Here is a 19,745-nt window from a genome sequence, read left to right as displayed (position 1 = left end):
ATCGTTCTCCATGGGAGATGACCGGCTCACGCCGAACGTTCAGCGAAGTGCCAGCACCACCGCCTCGCGGCGCGCCGCCGCGTTCGCCGTCTGGTATCTGCGGGTCGTCACCTTCGTCAATCTCCTCAGCGCGGTGTGGGTCTCCTTCGGGAACGACGTGCGGCGGCACAACGAGGAGAACTTCTTCACCCCGTACCTGCTGACCGCTGGCTTCGCCTCCGGTGTGTTCACGATGTTCCTGGCGATCACCATGCGGCGCCGCAAGCGGGCCGCCTGGATCCTGAACATCGTGATCAGCTCCCTGTTCCTGCTGCTGTTCGCGTTCGCCATGTTCTTCGCGGAGATCAGGGAACACGCGCAGAACTGGATCTCGCTCGTCCTCACGGCCGCCTTCGTCGCCGCGCTCGTCGTCGGGCGGCGCGAGTTCTACGCCAAGGGCGACCGGTCCAACCCTCGGCTCGCCGCCGCCGTCGCGGTCGGCGGCCTGCTCGTCTCCTCGCTCCTCGCCGCGCTGCTGGTCACCGTCGCCAACCAGGCGCACGACAGCCACCGCTCGACGTTCCTGGAGCGCTGGGGCTACGGCACGATGCGGCTGATCTCCGTCGCCGCCGACGACACGGGCTTCGCCGGGATCTCCACGCCCAACTGGGTCGACGTCACCATCAACGTCATCAGTACGGTGCTGATCCTCGCCGTCTTCTACGCCGCCTTCCGCTCCCGCCGTGCCGTCGACCCGCTCACCGAGGACGACGAGACCAGGCTGCGCGCCCTCCTCGACCGGCACGGCGACCGCGACTCCCTCGGCTACTTCGCCCTGCGCAGCGAGAAGAGCGTCGTCTGGTCCCCCACCGGCAAGGCCGCCGTCGCCTACCGCGTCCTGGGCGGGGTCTCCCTGGCCGCCGGTGATCCGCTCGGCGACCCGGAGGCCTGGCCCGGCGCCATCGAACCGTGGCTCGCCGAGGCCCGCGCCCACGGCTGGATCCCGGCCGCGATGGGGGCGAGCGAGGAGGCCGGCACGGTGTACGCGCGGCACGGCCTCGACGCCCTCGAACTCGGCGACGAGGCCATCGTCGAGACCGCCGAGTTCACGTTGGAGGGGCGGGCCATGCGGACCGTCCGGCAGGCCTACAACCGGGTCAAGCGGGCCGGGTACACCGTACGCATCCGGCGCCACGCCGACATCCCGGCCGCCGGGATGACGTCCCTCCTCCAGCGCGCCGACGACTGGCGGGACGGCGCCACCGAGCGCGGGTTCAGCATGGCGCTCGGGCGGCTCGGCGATCCGGCCGACGGGCAGTGCGTGATGCTCGAATGTACCGATGGGGAGGGAGAGTTGAGAGCGTTGCTCTCCTTCGTTCCCTGGGGGCCGCACGGCCTCTCGCTCGACCTCATGCGGCGCGACCGTGACTCCGACAACGGGCTGATGGAGTTCATGGTCATCGAACTTCTCCAGCGCGCCGAGGAGATCGGGATCACTCAGGTCTCACTCAACTTCGCGATGTTCCGTTCCGTCTTCGAACGTGGCGGGCGCATCGGCGCGGGGCCGGTGCTGAGGCTGTGGCGCTCGCTGCTCAGCTTCTTCTCCCGCTGGTGGCAGATCGAGTCGCTGTACCGCGCCAACGCGAAGTACCGGCCCATCTGGGAGCCCCGGTTCCTGCTCTTCGAGAAGAGCGCGGACCTGCCGCGCATCGGCATCGCCGCCGCGCGCGCGGAGGGCTTCCTGGAGGCGCCGGGACTGCCGAAGTGGCTGCACAGGAGACACCTGGAGTCGAAGAGATGAGCACGTGGACGGGCACGCACGGATGAGGACCGGGGTATGAGCACGGTCGCCCGCTGGGCCCGCGCCGAATGGGGGCGGCTGTACGTCGCCGTACGTGAGCCCCTGTTCCGGCGGCGGTGGCGGGCGGTGCCCATGACGCTCGTGGTCGTGTGCCTGACCGCGCTCGTCCAGTTCACGCAGAACCAGTCCTGGGGCTACCGGATCGTCCAGGACGCCGGTGCCGTCCGCGCCGGGGACCCTCTCTGGCTCGCCCTGCTGCGCACCCCGCTCTCCCTCTTCGTACCCGCCCCCGACCTGCCGGTCTGGGGCGCGCTGGCGCAGATCCTGGCCGCCTTCGGCCTCGCCGAGATCTGCCTCGGCCGGTGGCGCACCCTCGTCATCGCGTACGCCGCCACCCTCGCCGGCACGCTCTACGCGCGCGTGGGCATCGCCGTGGGCCCGGCGGGCCTCCTGGGACTGCCCGGCACGGACGCGCACGTCGTGGACACCGGCCCGTCGGCGGCCGTGGTGGGCCTCGCCGTGTTCCTGGGGTGGCGCTACCGGGCGTACGTGACCGCCGGTGCGGTGGTCGTCGCGATGGTGGTGGAGGTGATCCTGAAGGACAACCTCGCGGGCAAGGAGCACCTGGCCGCCATCGTGGCCGTACTCGCCCTGTGCGGGGTCTCGGCGACGCGTCACGGGCGTACGGCAGGGGTGCGGGTCGGCTGGGGATCGGGCTTGCCGCCGATCAGGTCCTGGACGCGGCGCCGGGGGCCGGCCCAGCGGCGGTCGTGGCGGTAGGCGCGCAGGACGGAGCGGGAACGGGCGCGCGGGCGGCGGCGGTAGAAGCGCTTCGCCCAGGCGGAACCGGGGCGGGCCAGGCGAAGGGCGCCCAGGATCGCGACGAAGGGGACGATCACGCCGAAGATCGCCGTGCGGGTCTTGCCCTTGCTCAGGGCGAGGAGGGAGAAACAGAAGTTGACGCCGACGCTGAGCATGGCTTCGCCCCGGTTCTGGATGTCCTCGTCGGTGAGGTCGTTCACGCCGAACGGCAGGAAGCCCAGGAGGACCAGGCCGACCAGGGCCGCCGTCAGCACCACCACCTCGACGCTCTGCCGGCCGGCCTCGGTCCAGTAGACGTCGTCGAGGTGCAGGATCAGCGCGAACTCGTCCAGCACCAGACCGGCGCCCATCCCGAACAGCACCGCGCACAGCCCCGCGCCGAACCCGCTCTGCCCGCTGGCCACGGCCCCGAAGCCGCCCACGACGGTCAGTACGACCCCGGGCACGACGTGATGGATGTGCATCCCGCCCGCCTTGACGTTGCCGAACGGCCCCTTGCCCGCGCGGATCATCCGGGTGACGACCCGGGTGATGAGGAACGTCAGTACGAAGGCGGCGAGCGCCAGGAGCAGCGGCAGCTTGCCCGGCTCGATGATGTTCCGCTCCAGCCAATGACCCATGCATGCACTTTATCCAGGTATGCACCATTCGTGACCCTCACTCACCGCCCGCCCTGGGCTGCCCGCACCCCGCCAGGTACTCTGCGCCGGTGTCCACGCCCCCGCCTCCGGAACATCCCGGGGCCTCCGACCCCCTCGACGGCCTCCGCTTCGCCTTCGGCACGCTGACGGTCCTGCCGGTGAAGGTGACCCGCTGGGACCGGGACGCGGCGCGTGGCGGCATGCTGTGCGCGCCGGTGGCGGGTCTGGTCGTCGGTCTGTGTGCCGCCGGGGTCGGGCTACTGCTTCTGTTCCTGGGCGCCGGTGCGCTGCTCGCCGCCGTCGCCACGGCTGCCGTACCCGCCGTACTCACCCGGGGGCTGCATCTCGACGGTCTCGCCGACACCGCCGACGGGCTGGGCAGCGGCAAGCCCGCCGAGGACGCGCTGCGCGTCATGAAGCAGTCGGACATCGGCCCGTTCGGCGTGCTCGCCCTCGTGTTCGTGCTGCTGGCCCAGGTGGCCGTGCTCGCTCAGGCGTACGGCGACTCGTGGGCCAGGGGTGCGCTCGCCGCCGTCGTCTCGGCGACCGCCGCCCGGCTGGCCCTCACCCTGGCCGCCCGCACCGGCGTACCGCCCGCGCGGCCGGACGGACTGGGGGCGGCGGTCGCGGAAACGGTGCCCGTGCGCTCGGCGCTGCTGGTCGCGGCCCTGGTGACGCTCGCGGCGGCCGGCTTCGGCGCGTTCTTCGGGGCGTTCGACATCGTCCGCACCGCTTTCGCGGTCGTCGCGGCCTGCGCCGCCGCCGAACGCCTCCTGCAGCACTGCACGCGCCGCTTCGGCGGGATCACCGGCGATGTCTTCGGCGGCCTCGCGGAGACGGCGGCCACGGCGGCACTGGTTGTGCTGTCGCTGCGCTGAGACATCAGCCGCACACAGTCACTCAGGTGCTCAGGCCACGGGCACGGCGTGGGGCAGGGTGCCCCAGGGATGGTCTCCGGTGCCGGGCACCGCGCAGTGCAGGTCGGCTCCCCGGGTCCTGGCCTCGGTTTCGAGGTCGGCGTCCGGCGGGACGCCGTACACGAGGTGGCACAGGCGTGTTCCCGGGGCCCCCCAGGGCTGGGGGCGCTGGGTGCGGTACGTGTCCCAGGTGCCCTCGAAGGTCACCAGGACGTCGGCGATCCTGGCGTACGAGGGGTGCGGCGGGACGCCGTGGTTGAGGGCGAGGGTGCGCAGGCCGGTGCCCCAGGCCGCCGAGGCGAGACGCCGGTAGTGGTCGAGCCGGTCCGGTTCCGAGGTGACCTGGTCGAGGAAGGCGCCGTCCGCGCCGTACCACTCGTGGTGGCGGACCAGGTCGCGGATGACGGCGGTGACCGGTCGGCGGGCGTAGTCGGTGTCGGCGTACCCGAGCACCCTGACGCCCTCCGCGCGCAGTCGGGCGGCGATCTCGGCGAAAGCCGGGTCGGGGTGGTCGCCGGGGCCGCTGGCCGGGTTCAGGACCACCCCGTACAGGCCTGGCGCGGCGGCGAGGATCGCCTCCCACTCGGCGGGGCGGACGGACGGGTGTTCGTAGTACGGGACCAGGAGACTGCTGGGGCTCATGTGGGGGTTCTTGTCCGTTCCGTTCGGCTGGGGATCCTGCGGCTGCTCAGCGGTGGGCGGTCGCTCGGCCCAGGAGGCCGCCGACCAGGGCCGCCTGGACGCAGGCCGCCGTTCCGTACACGATCAGGCCCACCCAGTGCGGGCTGCCGACGTGGGTCGCCAGGGCCAGGGTCTGGGCGAGGGCCGCGACACAGCAGATCACGGCCGCGCTGAGGATCGCGCCGAAGGACTGGAGCAGCAGGCCCGTCCAGAGGACCACGCCGAGGAGGAGCAGGCCGGCGAGCCTGATGCCTCCCACGCCTGGATCGTGCGGCCAGAGTGCCGAGATGGCGAGGCTGAGGGCGAGGAGGGTGGCGAGGTAGGCGCTGAGGCACTCGATGAGGGTGACGGCTGTGGTGCGCCAGAAGTCCTTCGAGGTACTGGTGGAGCGCAGTCCGGCGAGGCTGTTGCTGCGGAAGCGGTGCAGGAGCCATTCGGCGGGGCCCATGCTCAGCGTGAGCGCGACGGCGGCGGGGGCTCCGCCCAGGGCCGCGTAGAGGACGAGGATGCCGCCGCCGAGGCCGAACAGGGCGTACGGGACAGAAATGGACAGACGGGGGCCTGAGGATGTAGGTCGTCTGCGGGCCCGTGGGGGCTTGTCGCGCCCACGCGGCGGTAGCCGCAAATCAAATACAGCCCCGCGCCCCTTGGGTCCGGTGCTGCCAGGCACGACTTCGAGTAGACCCAAGATCACTACTGCGATCAGGGAGCCCAGCAGCAGGACGGCTCTCGCCGCGTCCGGCACGGGTCGGATCATCGCCAGGACCGCGCCCGCCGCCATCGGCAGCAGGGCTGCGAGGAGGGCGCGTTCGCGGCCCAGGACGAGCAGGGCGGTGGCGGCGGCGAGGTAGCAGGACTGGCCTGCGGCGAAGGCGACCGCGCCGGGGGTGGCGGCGCCTATGGCCGCGAGGGCGACCAGGGAGCCGAGGAGTGCCCCGGCCGGGGCGCCGAGCAGGAGGGAGCGGCGGGCCGCCGGGCGGTCGCCCAGGCTGAGCCAGGAGTACGCCCGGTGGGACAGGCCCTGGTTCCAGGTCCAGCCGACCAGGGCGCCGGCGAGCAGTGGGATCGTGCCGGCCGGGAGGCCCAGGCCGTCCTTCGGGCCGGCCAGGAGCGGGGCCCCGAGGACGTAGCCGAGGCCGGGGAGGGCGAAGACGACGCCTCTGAGGAGGCAGCCCAACAGGCCTGTCCGCCAGGGATCGTGGGCCGGGCCGTCCGGTTCGGGATAGCGGCGCTCGACCCGGTCGTACAACTCCTCGGCGAGTGCGAAGGAGCTCCTGACGCCGTACCGCTCGCGTATCTGGTCGTCCGACAGGCCGTCGGACTCCAGGAGGGCGGCTATCTCGTCCGGGTGGACGGCGGCGGCTATGAAGTCGTCGAGCCGGGCCGCGAGTTGGTCAATCGGGTCGGGCTCCGCCCAGCTGGGGACGGTGCGTTGCCGGGGAATGGCGGGGAGCGTGCCGGGGCCCGCTCCGGGCGGCATCCAGATGCTTCCGCTCACCAGCCGGCCCCTTCCGTCGCGACGGCCTCGTACCAGGGGTCACGCAGTTCGAGAGTCCAGTCGGCGACGGTCTCCAGCGTCGGTTCGTACACCTCGGGCCGGCCCGCGAGTTCCTGGTAGATCGTCCGGAAGGCGTCCACGGAACGGCGGAGCGTGAAACGGTCGATCACTCGCTGACGGGCCAACTCGCCCAGTTTCAGGCGCCGTTCATCGTCCCGGAGGAGGGTCAGTGCGGCGGCGGCCATCTTCTCCGGTTCACGCGGCGGCACGACGAGGCCGGTGTCGCCGACGGCCTCACTCACTCCACCGACGTCCGTCGAGACCGTCGTACGGCCACAGGACATCGCCTCGATGATGGAGAACGGGAAGCCCTCGGAGATGGACGACAGCATGACGATGTGACCGGCCGCGTAGGCGCGCCAGACCTCGGTGATGCGGCCCTCGAAGGTCAGTCCGTCGGTGACACCGAGTTCGGCGGCGAGCTTCTCCAGGCGGGTCTGGTACGCCTCGCCGCCCGCCGGTACCGGGCCGAACAACCGCAGCCTGGTTTCCGGGAGTTCGGCGCGGACCATGGCGTAGGCGCGGAGCAGTGTCTCCAGGTCCTTGATGGGGTCGACGCGTCCGCACCAGGTGAGGGTGGGGACCTCGGGCTCGGGGCCGGCGTGCGGGAAGGCGTGCGGGTCGACGCCGTTGTAGACCGTGCGGATCTTGTCGCTGTCGGCGCCGCCGCGTTCCTCCCAGCGGCGGTTGTACTGGTTGCAGGGGGTGATGAGGTCGGCCTCGCGGTAGCCGAGGGAGTTCAGCTCACGGTAGAAGCCGAGCATGAACGCCTTGACGGGCCAGCGCTGTTCACCGCTGCGGTAGCCGAGGTAGCGCTCGCGCAGATAGATGCCGTGCTCGGTGAGGAGGAACGGCACACCGTCCAGCTTGTGCGCGGCGAGCGCGGGCAGGGTGGCGAGGCCGCTGCTGACCGCGTGGGCGACGGAGTTCTCAGGGATACGGGTGCCCAGCGGCCGAAGTGCGTGCTCCAGCAGGTCCGTTGCGGTCAGGGCGTCGTGAACCGTCGGGCGGGCCTCGGCGGTCGACAGATGCGGCATCGTCCATATCCACATCAGCGAGCGCAGCGCCGACTCGGTGCGCAGGGCCGCCGACAGGCGTCCGTCGCGGGCGAGTTCGGCGAGTTCGTAGAGGGCCTCACCGAAGTCGCAGGGCGCCGCCGGGTCCAGGAAGGACAGCAGGAAGCGCTCGTACGCGTCGATGAAACGGCGACGGGACCGGCCCAGCGGTGCTCTCGCGCGACCGGGTCGCGGTCCCCACGTCGGCACGGAGGTGTGCCGGTAGACGTTGGGCGGCAGCTCCCAGGTGACGGGTTCGCGGCCGCTGCCGGTGAGCGAGACTATGTGGAAGTCGACTTCCGGCATGCCCTTGACCAGCTGGTCGCACCAGGTGCTTACCCCTCCGTGGACGTGCGGGTAGGTGCCTTCGGTGAGCATGGTGACGTGACGGCCTGTGCGGAACACTGCGTTGGCTCTTCCCCTGGGATGCGGGTGATGTGGGGGGAACTGTGCGATCGGCCCCGGCTGCGGGTTCGTCGTGGCTGGTCGCGCAGTTCCCCGCGCCCCTTCGGCGGCGCTGCCCCTTCGGGGTAGCTGCCTTACGGCAGGTTCAGCGTGAGTGCGGACTGGAGTAGCTCCGGTGTCGTCCAGGCCGAGAGGCGGCCCGCGTACGGGGTGCCGAACGCGGTGGTGCCCAGCAGGAGTTGCTTGGTGGTTCGCGTCGGGGCGGTGACCGGGATCCGGGTACCGGACGGGGCGGAGACCGTGATCTTCTTGCCGACGCGGTAGGCCGTGACCGTGCCGTTCGCGACAGCTGTCCGCCAGGCGGCGCGGCGCTGGAGTTCGGTGCCGATCGCGCTCTGGCGGGGGTTCTCCAACGGGGTGTTGTCCGCGAACAGCGCCCGGTAGTCGGCGAGGACCTTGTCCAGGACCGGGTACAGGGTGCGGTCCTCGGCCAGGTTGGACTGGTGCGCGTAGTGCGGACGCGGGTCGCCCGAGATGGCGTGCCCGAGCGCGGTGCGCGCCTCCTGCGGGACGATGTACGACAGATAGCCGGTGGCGGTGTCGAGCGGCTCGGCCAGGCAGGTGGACGTCGGGTTGTTCTCGCAGATGCCGCTGCCGCCGTCGGCCGCCGAGGCGTAGATCCAGTTGTACTCGTCGGCCATCTCGGCCTTCGTGCCCGTGTTGTAGTACACGTTCATCGGATAGCGCGGCACGGTCAGTGTGCTGCTGCCCGCCGAACGCTGCTGCGGCTCGCGGGAGTTGTCGGAGGCGGTCCACTGGATGCCGTTGTCGGCGAGGGCGCCCGCGAGGTTCGGGTTGTCGGCGGGCTGCTGCGGCAGGGTCTTCAGGCCCGAGTGCTCACCGGTCACCAGCTCACCCCGCTCGGCCGGAAGACCGTGGGTGAGGCCCCAGTTGTAGTTGTTCGCGATCTCCGCCGAGATCTCGGCGCGGCTCATGTACCGAGTGGAGCCGTCCGCGTTCTTCGCGCAGCTCCACGGCACGGTGGCGGTGTCCTGCACACAACCGAGGTACTGGTGGGTGTATGTGTGGTTCACCCAGCGGTACTTGGCCTTGTCGGTGAGGAGCTGGGCGGCGAGGGCGTCCGTGCCGCCGTTCTCGCTCTTCCATTCCTCTCCCGAACCGGCGTTGTAGACCATGTCGAGCGTGAGGCCGCTGCTCTGCTGCCACTGGGCCGCGTACACCGCGTCGGCCGCCGTCATCCGGATCGGCGTGGTGCCCTCGCCGTCGCCGCCCACACAGTCGAAGTCGCCGGGCGTGCAGTTGCGTTCGGTGTCCCAGCGGCTGTCGGGCGCGAAGACGTCGTCGACGTGCACGGAGAAGGAGTTCCGGCTCTGTCCCAGGTGGATCCCCTGGGTCAGCCATTCCACGATGCCCCGGGCCAGGACCCGGAACTGCTGCTGGTACTCGTTGTACGCGAAGGTGACCACGAGTTCGCGGCGCCCGTCGTGCGCGTACTCGCCGATCAGGCTGCCGCGGCCGGTGCCGCCGGGCACGGCGGTGTCGACGTAGCTGGTGAAGCCCGCGCGAGGTGTGGCGACGAAGCCGTAACTCTCCTGCACGGACGCCGAGTTGTCCTCGAACGTGAGCGGGCCGTCGAGATAGCCGAAGTACCCCGCCCGGCCCGAGTCGGTGACCGCGGCGGCCTGCCCGTCGAGGGTGCCGGAGTAGGAGCTGTAGTCGAGGCCGACCTCCGGGTGCGCCCAGGTGTAGGCGTCGACCTGCGGGATGCCGTACGTCGTCTCGTAGGTCTCCAGGGCGGTCTGCTCGGCCGAACCCGTACCGAACGGGGCCTCGTTGGGCAGCACCACGCCCTGGAACCTGGCCAGGGGTGTGCCGTTCACCGTGCCGCTCAGGAACGCGGCGTCGATCGTCGGGCGGTTCGCGTCGTTCAGGTCGACGGTCGTGTACGGGATGCCCGTGTCCGCCAGTTCGGCCGTGATGGCGTCGACCGGGCTGTCGCCGTTGTCCACGACGAGCACCTTCAGGTCGACGCGCGGCTCCGCGGCGGCTGCCGCGCCGGGCACTCCCAGCCCCAACGCCAGCAGTCCGGCAACCGCCACGACAATGGCCGTGTCCCGGGAAAATTTACTTCTGGGCGCTATCTGCGCCATGTTCGCCCCTCCCCCAACCAGTCCGCCCCGGTGGTCAATTCCGAGAGGATCCGTGGAAATGATGCATAAGCGATGCCAGCACCGCTTACCAGAACTTGACGAGTGTGACTCAGGTCACCGGAAGTGAAGGGTGGGAAGTGACCATGACGCCACTGCCAGGTGAACGCTCGCAGGAATGAGCGAACGCAGCGACCGAGCGTAGGCTCGTGCCGGGTGTACCAACCCTGGTACGGACTGCCCCCGGGGCCGGACCTAGGGTCGCTTGTCGGGCCTGGTCGACCCATTCCACTCGGCCACAGAAGTTTTCAGACGGAAGCGAGAATTCACCACCGTGACTGCTCTCACTCTCAGCACCGCCGCGGCGCCCGGCCTTCGGGCCGACGCGATCGTCGTCGGTGTCGCCAAGGGCGGCAAGGGCCCCGTCGTCGCACCGGGCGCCGAGGCCGTGGACAAGGCGTACGACGGCAAGCTCGCCGACGTCCTGGGGACCCTCGGCGCCTCCGGCGCGGAGGGCGAGGTGACCAAGCTGCCCGCCCCGGCCGGCTTCAAGGCACCCGTCGTCGTGGCCGTGGGCCTGGGCGCGCTGCCCGAGAAGGACGAGACCTTCGGCGCCGAGTCGCTGCGCCGCGCCGCCGGTGTGGCCGCCCGCACTCTCGCCGGCGCCAAGAAGGCCGCCTTCGCCCTGCCGATCGAGGACGCCGCCGACGCCGGCGCGATCGGCGAGGGCGCGCTGCTCGGGGCGTACAGCTTCGACGCGTACAAGGAGATCGGCAAGGACGCCAAGAACGGCAAGGCGCCGCTCGGCGAGATCGCCCTGCTCGGCGGCAAGCCCCGCGACGCCGCGTACAAGGCGGCCGTCGCCCGCGCCACCGCCGTGTCCGAGGAGCTCAACCGGGCCCGCGACCTGATCAACACCCCGCCGAACGACCTCAACCCGGAGGCCTTCGCCGCCGTCGCGCAGACCGCGGCCGACGAGCACGGCATCAAGGTGCAGGTGCTCGACGTGAAGGCGCTGGAGAAGGGCGGCTACGGCGGCATCCTCGGCGTCGGTATCGGCTCCGCCGCCGGTCCCCGGCTGGTGAAGCTGACGTACACGCACGAGGCGGCGAGCAAGCACCTCGCCTTCGTCGGCAAGGGCATCACCTACGACTCGGGCGGCATCTCGCTCAAGCCCGCCGGGCACAACGAGACGATGAAGTGCGACATGAGCGGTGCGGCGGCGGTCCTCGCCGCGGTCGTCGCCACCGCGCGGCTCGGCCTCGAGGTCAACGTCACCGGCTGGCTGGCGCTCGCCGAGAACATGCCGTCGGGCACCGCCACCCGCCCCGGTGACGTGCTGCGCATGTACAGCGGCAAGACCGTCGAGGTCCTCAACACCGACGCCGAGGGCCGTCTCGTCCTCGCCGACGCCCTGTGGGCCGCCTCGGCCGAGAAGCCGGACGCGATCGTCGACGTGGCGACGCTGACCGGCGCGATGATGCTGGCGCTGGGCAACCGGACGTACGGGATCATGGCGAACGACGACGCGTTCCGCTCCGCGGTGCACGAGGCGGCGGAGGAGGTCGGGGAGCCGGCGTGGCCGATGCCGCTGCCCGACCACCTGAAGAAGGGGATGGAGTCCCCCACGGCCGACATCGCGAACATGGGTGAGCGGTACGGCGGCGGGCTGGTCGCGGGCCTGTTCCTGCGGGAGTTCGTGGGTGAGGGGATCACCTGGGCGCACCTCGACATCGCGGGGCCCGCGTACAACGAGGGCGGGCCTTTCGGGTACACGCCCAAGGGCGGGACCGGGACTGCGGTGCGGACGCTTGTTCGGCTGGCTGAGTTGACTGCTGTCGGCGATCTGGGCTGAAGGTGCTTTTGGTGACGGGACCTCGCGTGCGGGTAGTGCCGAGGTCCCGTCACGCCTATCAGCTCGGTCATGCGCGTCGTATCGCGAGTGCGGGTCGTGTGTGGCTTGTCGCGCAGTTCCTCGCGCCCCTATCGGGTGGGGCGTCTCTCACAGTCACCCGGCGTCTCGTCCGGGGCCGACAAGTGCGAAGATGGGGCTCGGCAGGACAGGGCCCCCACCACAGGGCCGAAGAAAGAGCGGCCGGACACCAGCCGCCGCCCGGTCACTGACGACCGGCGTACGGCGCAATGCATGGAGGACGTGACGTGGCGAACGACGCCAGCACCGTTTTCGACCTAGTGATCCTCGGCGGTGGCAGTGGCGGTTACGCCGCGGCGCTGCGCGGGGCCCAGCTGGGGCTTGACGTCGCCCTGATCGAGAAGGACAAGGTCGGCGGTACCTGCCTGCACCGGGGATGCATCCCCACCAAGGCCCTGCTCCACGCTGGCGAGATCGCCGACCAGGCCCGCGAGAGCGCGCAGTTCGGCGTCAAGGCCACCTTCGAGGGCATCGACGTCCCGGCGGTCCACAAGTACAAGGACGAGGTCATCTCGGGCCTGTACAAGGGACTCCAGGGCCTCGTCGCCTCCCGCAAGGTCACCTACATCGAGGGTGAGGGGCGGCTCTCCTCCCCCACCTCGGTCGACGTGAACGGGCAGCGGATCCAGGGCCGCCACGTCCTGCTGGCGACCGGCTCCGTGCCGAAGTCGCTGCCGGGCCTGGAGATCGACGGCAACCGGATCATCTCCTCGGACCACGCCCTCGTCCTGGACCGGGTGCCGCAGTCGGCGATCGTCCTCGGCGGCGGCGTCATCGGCGTCGAGTTCGCCTCCGCGTGGAAGTCCTTCGGTACGGACGTCACGATCATCGAGGGCCTCAAGCACCTGGCCCCCCTCGAGGACGAGAACTCCTCCAAGCTTCTTGAGCGCGCGTTCCGCAAGCGCGGCATCAAGTTCAACCTGGGCACCTTCTTCTCGAAGGCCGAGTACACCGAGAACGGTGTCAAGGTCACCCTTGCCGACGGCAAGGAGTTCGAGGCCGAGGTGCTGCTCGTCGCCGTCGGCCGCGGCCCGGTCTCGGCCGGCCTCGGCTACGAGGAGCAGGGCGTCGCGCTCGACCGCGGCTACGTCCTGGTCGACGAGTACATGCGGACGAACGTGCCGACCATCTCCGCCGTCGGTGACCTGGTCCCGACACTCCAGCTCGCGCACGTCGGCTTCGCCGAGGGCATCCTGGTGGCGGAGCGTCTGGCCGGTCTGAAGGCCGTCCCGATCGACTACGACGGCGTGCCCCGGGTGACGTACTGCCACCCCGAGGTCGCCTCCGTGGGCATCACCGAGGCCAAGGCCAAGGAGATCTACGGTGCGGACAAGGTCGTCGCTCTGAAGTACAACCTCGCGGGCAACGGCAAGAGCAAGATCCTCAAGACCGCGGGCGAGATCAAGCTCGTCCAGGTCAAGGACGGTGCCGTGGTCGGCGTCCACATGGTCGGCGACCGTATGGGCGAGCAGGTCGGCGAAGCCCAGCTGATCTACAACTGGGAGGCGCTGCCGGCCGAGGTCGCGCAGCTCATCCACGCCCACCCGACGCAGAGCGAGGCACTCGGCGAGGCCCACCTGGCCCTGGCCGGCAAGCCGCTGCACTCCCACGACTGACCCTCGCTCGACGGACGACGACACAGACTTCCGCAATTCGTAAGGAGCAACCGAAACCATGGCGGTTTCCGTAACCCTTCCGGCGCTCGGTGAGAGCGTCACCGAGGGCACTGTCACCCGCTGGCTGAAGGCCGAGGGCGAGCGCGTCGAGGCCGACGAGCCGCTGCTGGAGGTGTCGACCGACAAGGTCGACACCGAGATCCCCTCGCCCGTCTCCGGCATCCTCGCCTCCATCAAGGTCGCCGAGGACGAGACCGTTGAGGTCGGCGCCGAGCTGGCCCTCATCGACGACGGCAGCGGCGCCCCCGCTGCCGCCCCCGCCCCGGCCGCCGAGGAGGAGGCCCCCGCGGCCCCCGAGCCGGCGCCGCAGTCCCAGCCTTCCACCGAGCAGGCGGCTCCGGCCCCGGCTCCCACCGCCGAGGCCGCCACCGGCGGCGGCTCCGCCGAGGGCACGGACGTCGTTCTGCCCGCGCTCGGCGAGTCCGTCACCGAGGGCACCGTCACCCGCTGGCTGAAGTCGGTCGGCGACAGCGTCGAGGCCGACGAGCCGCTGCTCGAGGTCTCCACGGACAAGGTCGACACCGAGATCCCGGCGCCCGTCTCCGGCGTGCTCCTGGCGATCGTGGTCGCCGAGGACGAGACCGCCGAGGTCGGCGCCAAGCTGGCCGTGATCGGTGCCCCGGGTGCCGCTCCGGCGGCTGCTCCGGCTCCGGCCGCCCCGGCTCCGGCGCCCGTCGCCGCCGCCCCGGCGCCCGCTCGGGCCGCCCCGGCCGCGCCCGTCGCGCCCCCGGCCCCCGTGGCTCCGGCCGCTCCGGCCCCCGCGCCGGCTCCGGTCAAGGCCGCGGCTCCGGTCGCTCCCCCGGCGCCCGCGCCGGTCGCGCCCGCCCCCGTGGCACCGGCCGCTCCGGCGCCCGCCGCCACCTCCGGTGACGACGGCGCGTACGTCACCCCGCTGGTGCGCAAGCTCGCCGCCGAGAACGGCGTCGACCTGGGCTCCGTCAAGGGCACCGGCGTCGGCGGTCGTATCCGCAAGCAGGACGTCCTGGCCGCCGCCGACGCCGCGAAGGCCGCCGCGGCTGCTCCGGCGCCCGCTGCCGCCGTTGCCGCCCCGGCTGCCTCCACGGCGCGCAAGACCCCCGTCCTGGAGGTCTCGCCGCTGCGTGGCCAGACCGTCAAGATGACCCGCATCCGCAAGGTCATCGGCGACAACATGGTCAAGGCGCTGCGCGAGCAGGCGCAGCTGTCCTCGGTCGTCGAGGTCGACATCACCCGCCTGATGAAGCTCCGCGCGCAGGCGAAGGACTCCTTCGCCGCCCGTGAGGGCGTCAAGCTCTCCCCGATGCCGTTCTTCGTGAAGGCGGCGGCCCAGGCGCTGAAGGCCTACCCGGTCATCAACGCCCGGATCAATGAGGCCGAGGGCACGATCACCTACTTCGACACCGAGAGCATCGGTATCGCGGTGGACTCCGAGAAGGGCCTGATGACCCCGGTCATCAAGCACGCGGGCGACCTCAACATCGCCGGTATCTCCAAGGCCACGGCCGAGCTCGCAGGCAAGGTCCGGGGCAACAAGATCACCCCGGACGAGCTGTCCGGCGCGACCTTCACCATCTCCAACACCGGCTCGCGCGGCGCGCTCTTCGACACGATCATCGTGCCGCCGAACCAGGTCGCGATCCTGGGCATCGGCGCGACGGTCAAGCGCCCGGCGGTCATCGAGACGGAGGAGGGCACGGTCATCGGCGTACGCGACATGACGTACCTGACCCTGTCCTACGACCACCGTCTGGTCGACGGCGCCGACGCGGCCCGTTACCTGACGGCCGTCAAGGCGATCCTTGAGGCCGGCGAGTTCGAGGTCGAACTCGGCCTGTAGCCGGCCGCCAGCCGCTTGGGCTGTACGTGTGTACGACGGTGCCCCGTCCGGAGTCCTCCGGACGGGGCACCGTCGTACGTGCTGTGGCGTGGGCCCTGCCCGGTCTGTAACGCTCGTCTCACGTTCGGCCGCACCCTCGCCCGGAACCCCTCTGTGCAGGGACGCGGCCTTATTGTCTAAAGGTCAAAGCCCCTGGGGCCGAAGCCCCTCCCTCAAGGAGCCCTCATGACCGCGCCCGTCGTCCACTCGCTGCGCGAGCAGATCCGCGAGCACATCGTGGAGGGGATCGTCAGCGGGCGCTGGAAGCCGGGCGAGAGGATCGTCGAGCGCCGGATCGCGACCGAGCTGGAGGTCAGCCAGACCCCCGTACGGGAGGCGCTGCGCGAGCTGGAGTCGCTGCGGCTGATCGAGTCGGCGCCCAACAAGGGCGTACGCGTACGGAATCTGACCGCCGCCGACCTGGAGGAGAGCTACCCCGTCCGGGCCGGCCTGGAGGCCATCGCGGCGGAGCTCGCGGCGGCGAAGCTGGCGGACGACTGCTCGGCCCTCGAACCGCATGTCGCCGCCCTCTACGAGGCCGACCGGGCGTCGGACGGAACCGGCCAGGTCCGGCACACGGTGGGGTTCCACCGCGAGATGGTGCGCGCGGCCGGGAACTCGGTGCTGCTGCACACCTGGGAGGGGCTGGGCATCGAGGTGTTCACGGCCCTGTCGATCCGCTGGCTGGGGACGGTCCAGCAGTCGTACGCGGAGGAGCACGAGGAGCTGGTCGCCGCGTTCCGCCGCCGGGATCCACGGATCGCCGAGCTGGTGAAGGCGCATGTGCTCGGGTGCGCGCCGCGCCCCTGACACAACCGAGCCCATACTCGCTCACCTGCGGAAACAGCGAAAAAGTGCGGCACCCCGTGCCCACTCACAAGGCACCCCGTGCCTACTTTCTCGTGATCAAGAGGTTTTGCCCTCAACCCTTTGATCGATCATCGATCAGCGAGTTAGAGTCGCCGACGGGCCCGTGGCGGAGCCACAAAATCGACACCGCCAAGGACCCGCAGCCCTGTCCTGCCAAAGACCAAGGGCACCCCCGAACCCTTACCGACGAGGGAACCCCCTTCGACTGAGGAAGGCGGCGACATGACCGACCCCAAGGCCATCCAGCCGAGCGAGCTCGACCAGCTCCCTGACCGCGACCCCGAAGAGACCGCCGAATGGCAGGCCTCACTGGACGCGGTCACCAAGGCGGCCGGGCCGCACCGTGCCGCGTATCTGATGCGCCGCACGCTGGAGCGCGCCGAGGGCAACGGCATCGCGCTGCCCAAGCTGCTGGAGACGGACTACGTCAACACCATCCCCACCGCCGCCGAGCCCGTAGCGGACGGCGACGAGGCGATGGAGCACCGGATCGCCGCCTGGAACCGCTGGAACGCGGCGGCCATGGTGACCCGGGGCAGCAAACACGGCGTGGGCGGCCACATCGCCACCTTCGCCTCGGCCGCCTGGCTGTACGAGACGGGCTTCAACCACTTCTTCAAGGGCAAGGAGTCGCAGGAGTCCCCCGGCTCCGGTGACCAGCTCTACATCCAGGGCCACGCCTCCCCCGGCATCTACGCCCGCGCCTTCCTCGACGGTCGGCTGAGCGAGGACCACCTCGACAACTTCCGCCGCGAGTCGGGCGGCAACGGCCTCCCGTCCTACCCGCACCCGCGCCGGCTGCCCTGGCTGTGGGAGTTCCCCACGGTGTCGATGGGTCTCGGCCCGCTGTCGGCGATCTACCAGGCACGCTTCAACCGCTACCTGACCAACCGCAACATCAAGGACGTCTCGGCGTCCCACGTGTGGGCGTTCCTCGGCGACGGCGAGATGGACGAGCCGGAGTCGACGGCGGCACTGGCGCTGGCGTCGCGAGAAGGTCTCGACAACCTGACCTTCGTCATCAACTGCAACCTCCAGCGTCTCGACGGGCCGGTCCGCGCGAACTTCAAGATCGTGCAGGAGCTGGAGGCACAGTTCCGCGGCGCGGGCTGGAATGTGATCAAGACGCTGTGGGGCACGGCGTGGGACGAGCTGTTCCAGCTCGACACCACGGGCGCGCTCGTACGCAGGCTCCGCGAGGTGCCGGACGCCCAGGTGCAGACGTACCAGACGCGCGACGCCGCCTACATCCGCGCCGACTTCTTCGGCAAGGACCCGGCGCTCGCCGAGATGGCGAAGCTGCTGAGCGACGACAAGATCCTCGAGTGTTTCCACCTCTCGCGTGGTGGCCACGAGTCGCGCAAGGTGTTCGCGGCCTACAAGGCGGCGGTCGAGTTCAAGGGCGCACCGACGGTCATCCTGGCCCAGACGGTCAAGGGCTTCACCCTGGGCGAGGGCTTCGCCTCGAAGAACGCCAACCACCAGATGAAGAAGCTGACGGTGGACGAGTTCAAGCAGATGCGTGATCTGCTCGAACTCCCCATCTCCGACGCGCAGTTCGTCGACGGTGTCGTCCCCTACGGCCACCCCGGCGCCGACTCCCCCGAGGTCCGCTACCTCCAGGAGCGCCGCGCGGCCCTCGGCGGCCCGGCCCCGGCCCGCCGTACGCAGGCACTCGCCCCGCTCCCCGCCCCTGCGGAGAAGACGTTCACGTCGTTCGACAAGGGCTCCGGCTCGCAGAACATCGCCACGACGATGGCCTTCGTACGGCTGGTCAAGGACCTCGTCCGCGACAAGGAGACGGGCCGTCGCTGGGTACCGATCGTGCCGGACGAGGCACGTACCTTCGGCATGGAGTCGCTGTTCCCCTCCCTCGGGATCTACTCCCCCAAGGGCCAGACGTACGAGCCGGTCGACCGCGACCAGCTGATGTACTACAAGGAGGCCAAGGACGGCCAGATCCTCAACGAGGGGATCACCGAGGCCGGTTCCATGGCGGACTTCATCGCCGCGTCGACGTCGTACTCGACGCACGGCGAGCCGATGATCCCGTTCTACATCTTCTACTCGATGTTCGGCTGGCAGCGCACGGCCGACCAGATGTGGCAGCTCGGCGACCAGCTCGGCCGCGGCTTCCTGGTCGGCGCGACCGCCGGCCGTACGACGCTGACGGGCGAGGGTCTGCAGCACGCGGACGGTCACTCCCCCGTGATCGCCGCGACGAACCCGGCCGCGATGTCGTACGACCCGGCTTTCGCGTACGAGGTCGCCGTGATCGTCCGTGACGGTCTGCGCCGGATGTACGGGGAGGCGGCGCCGGGCGAGGACCCGAACGTCTTCTACTACCTGACGGTGTACAACGAGCCGATCCCGCAGCCCGCGAAGCCGTCGGGCCCGGCCGGTACCGGCATCGACGAGGGCATCGTCAAGGGGCTGTACCGGTTCAACACGGCGGAGTCGGCGGGGCTCTCACCGGCCGCCAACGCGCCGCGCATCCAGCTGCTCGGCTCCGGTACGGCGATCCACTGGGCCCTGAAGGCGCAGCGGCTGCTCGCCGAGGAGTGGGGCGTGGCGGCCGACGTGTGGTCGGCGACGTCCTGGACCGAGCTGCGGCGGGACGCGCTGGACGCGGACGCGGCGCTGCTGCGGGGCGAGGAGCGGGTGCCGTACGTCCGTCAGGCGCTCCAGGGTGCCGAGGGGCCGGTGCTGGCGGTGTCCGACTACATGCGTCAGGTGCCGGACCAGATCGCTCAGTGGGTCGAGCAGGACTACTCGTCGCTGGGCGCGGACGGATTCGGACTGTCGGACACGCGGGACGCGGCCCGGCGGTACTTCGGGGTCGACGCGGAGTCGATCGTCGTGGCGGGGCTGGCGCAGTTGGCTCGGCGGGGCGAGGTCAAGGCCACGGCAGTGAAGGAGGCGCGGGAGCGGTACGGGTTGTAGGGGGCGGTTTTGCCCACCCACCCGCCCGTTTCCAGTCCGTTCGCCGGGCGCCCTCGAACTTCGCGAGCGCGCCCGGCGACCGAACAGCAGGGCCTGTTCAGCCGGGGTCCGGTAACTCACCCCGCCCGGCGTGGGAAGGCGAGACCGGTTCAGCCCGGGTCTTGTTTCCCACCCACTCGCCCTCACTGTCACTCCAGCCCAGGCCCAGGCATATCCAGCCCGCCCGGCGTGGGAAGACGAGGCCCCTTCAGCCCGAGCCGCGTTTCCCACCCACCCACCCCCACCGTCGCTCCAACCCAGGCCCAGGCATTCCAGCCCGTCCGGCGTTTGAGGACGAGGCCCCTTCAGGGCCGACAGCGGGGTCTGGGGACGCAGCCCCCAGGGATGGGACGGGTAAGGGCGGCGGGGGCGAGAACCCTTCGCGCGCCCCCAGGCATCATG

At 70.8% G+C, this 19,745-nt stretch carries 13 protein-coding genes; 8 read left to right on the top strand and 5 right to left on the bottom strand.

Annotation, left to right across the window (positions count from 1 at the left end; genetic code table 11):
• Nucleotides 1–10: 10 nt before the first annotated feature.
• Together G3I56_RS06060 and G3I56_RS06055 are read left to right on the top strand one after the other, a co-directional pair.
• Nucleotides 11–1,780: a phosphatidylglycerol lysyltransferase domain-containing protein gene (locus G3I56_RS06060; RefSeq protein WP_164407789.1), complete on the top strand. Its 1,770-nt coding sequence runs from the start codon at nt 11–13 to the stop codon at nt 1,778–1,780.
• A gap of 36 nt (nt 1,781–1,816) precedes the next feature.
• Entirely contained in the window at nt 1,817–2,560 is a 744-nt protein-coding gene (locus tag G3I56_RS06055; protein ID WP_164407788.1) for a hypothetical protein, read from the top strand.
• Here G3I56_RS06055 and G3I56_RS06050 read toward each other — a convergent pair.
• Nucleotides 2,455–3,222 carry a hypothetical protein gene (locus G3I56_RS06050; RefSeq protein ID WP_164407787.1) on the bottom strand — a complete coding sequence of 256 codons (768 nt, stop codon included), beginning with the start codon at nt 3,220–3,222 and terminating at the stop codon, nt 2,455–2,457. The two genes, G3I56_RS06055 and G3I56_RS06050, sit on opposite strands and share 106 nt — an antisense overlap.
• Before the next feature lie 89 nt (nt 3,223–3,311).
• Between G3I56_RS06050 and G3I56_RS06045 the strand changes: the two genes are divergently transcribed.
• The gene (locus G3I56_RS06045; protein ID WP_164407786.1) at nt 3,312–4,121 is read left to right on the top strand and encodes an adenosylcobinamide-GDP ribazoletransferase; all 810 of its coding nucleotides are present in this window, start codon (nt 3,312–3,314) and stop codon (nt 4,119–4,121) included.
• A 30-nt stretch (nt 4,122–4,151) separates the two neighbouring features.
• Here the strand turns inward: G3I56_RS06045 and G3I56_RS06040 are convergent, their stop codons facing one another.
• The 4 genes from G3I56_RS06040 to G3I56_RS06025 form a co-directional block, all read right to left on the bottom strand.
• The gene (locus G3I56_RS06040) at nt 4,152–4,802 is read right to left on the bottom strand and encodes a spherulation-specific family 4 protein (protein ID WP_164407785.1); all 651 of its coding nucleotides are present in this window, start codon (nt 4,800–4,802) and stop codon (nt 4,152–4,154) included.
• 46 nt (nt 4,803–4,848) lie between these two features.
• Nucleotides 4,849–6,339: a hypothetical protein gene (locus tag G3I56_RS06035; RefSeq protein ID WP_164407784.1), complete on the bottom strand. Its 1,491-nt coding sequence runs from the start codon at nt 6,337–6,339 to the stop codon at nt 4,849–4,851.
• Nucleotides 6,336–7,859, bottom strand: coding sequence for a GT4 family glycosyltransferase PelF (gene pelF / locus G3I56_RS06030; RefSeq protein ID WP_164407783.1), 1,524 nt, complete (start codon nt 7,857–7,859; stop codon nt 6,336–6,338). The genes G3I56_RS06035 and pelF overlap by 4 nt, the downstream gene beginning before the upstream one ends.
• 134 nt (nt 7,860–7,993) lie before the next feature.
• Nucleotides 7,994–10,030: a hypothetical protein gene (locus G3I56_RS06025; RefSeq protein ID WP_203689238.1), complete on the bottom strand. Its 2,037-nt coding sequence runs from the start codon at nt 10,028–10,030 to the stop codon at nt 7,994–7,996.
• Nucleotides 10,031–10,361: 331 nt separating this feature from the next.
• On the opposite strand from G3I56_RS06025, the gene G3I56_RS06020 reads away from it, so the two are divergent.
• The 5 genes from G3I56_RS06020 to aceE all read left to right on the top strand — a co-directional run bounded on the left by G3I56_RS06020 (nt 10,362) and on the right by aceE (nt 19,304).
• Nucleotides 10,362–11,882, top strand: coding sequence for a leucyl aminopeptidase (locus G3I56_RS06020; protein ID WP_164407781.1), 1,521 nt, complete (start codon nt 10,362–10,364; stop codon nt 11,880–11,882).
• A gap of 305 nt (nt 11,883–12,187) precedes the next feature.
• A complete protein-coding gene (gene lpdA, locus G3I56_RS06015; protein WP_164407780.1) occupies nt 12,188–13,576 on the top strand; it encodes a dihydrolipoyl dehydrogenase in 1,389 nt (462 codons plus the stop codon).
• Nucleotides 13,577–13,634: 58 nt separating this feature from the next.
• Nucleotides 13,635–15,452 carry a 2-oxoglutarate dehydrogenase, E2 component, dihydrolipoamide succinyltransferase gene (sucB, locus tag G3I56_RS06010; protein WP_164407779.1) on the top strand — a complete coding sequence of 606 codons (1,818 nt, stop codon included), beginning with the start codon at nt 13,635–13,637 and terminating at the stop codon, nt 15,450–15,452.
• 225 nt (nt 15,453–15,677) lie between these two features.
• On the top strand, nt 15,678–16,301 hold the full coding sequence (locus G3I56_RS06005) for a GntR family transcriptional regulator (RefSeq protein ID WP_053742795.1): 624 nt from the start codon (nt 15,678–15,680) through the stop codon (nt 16,299–16,301).
• 282 nt (nt 16,302–16,583) lie between these two features.
• The gene (gene aceE / locus G3I56_RS06000; RefSeq protein ID WP_164407778.1) at nt 16,584–19,304 is read left to right on the top strand and encodes a pyruvate dehydrogenase (acetyl-transferring), homodimeric type; all 2,721 of its coding nucleotides are present in this window, start codon (nt 16,584–16,586) and stop codon (nt 19,302–19,304) included.
• The last annotated feature ends 441 nt before the right edge of the window (nt 19,305–19,745 follow it).

The sequence above is a fragment of the Streptomyces sp. SID12488 genome (assembly GCF_010548275.1).
Lineage (GTDB): Bacteria > Actinomycetota > Actinomycetes > Streptomycetales > Streptomycetaceae > Streptomyces.
Note: the sequence above shows the minus strand (reverse complement) of the source record. Positions and strands in the feature narration are given on the sequence as shown.

Excerpts from the sequence above, each read along its gene's own strand:
- sucB (WP_164407779.1), top strand. The coding sequence starts at position 13,635 with ATGGCGGTTTCCGTAACCCTTCCGGCGCTCGGTGAGAGCGTCACCGAG.
- aceE (WP_164407778.1), top strand. The coding sequence starts at position 16,584 with ATGACCGACCCCAAGGCCATCCAGCCGAGCGAGCTCGACCAGCTCCCT.
- G3I56_RS06040 (WP_164407785.1), bottom strand. The coding sequence starts at position 4,802 with ATGAGCCCCAGCAGTCTCCTGGTCCCGTACTACGAACACCCGTCCGTC.
- G3I56_RS06060 (WP_164407789.1), top strand. The coding sequence starts at position 11 with ATGGGAGATGACCGGCTCACGCCGAACGTTCAGCGAAGTGCCAGCACC.
- G3I56_RS06005 (WP_053742795.1), top strand. The coding sequence starts at position 15,678 with ATGACCGCGCCCGTCGTCCACTCGCTGCGCGAGCAGATCCGCGAGCAC.
- G3I56_RS06025 (WP_203689238.1), bottom strand. The coding sequence starts at position 10,030 with ATGGCGCAGATAGCGCCCAGAAGTAAATTTTCCCGGGACACGGCCATT.
- G3I56_RS06050 (WP_164407787.1), bottom strand. The coding sequence starts at position 3,222 with ATGGGTCATTGGCTGGAGCGGAACATCATCGAGCCGGGCAAGCTGCCG.
- G3I56_RS06055 (WP_164407788.1), top strand. The coding sequence starts at position 1,817 with ATGAGCACGGTCGCCCGCTGGGCCCGCGCCGAATGGGGGCGGCTGTAC.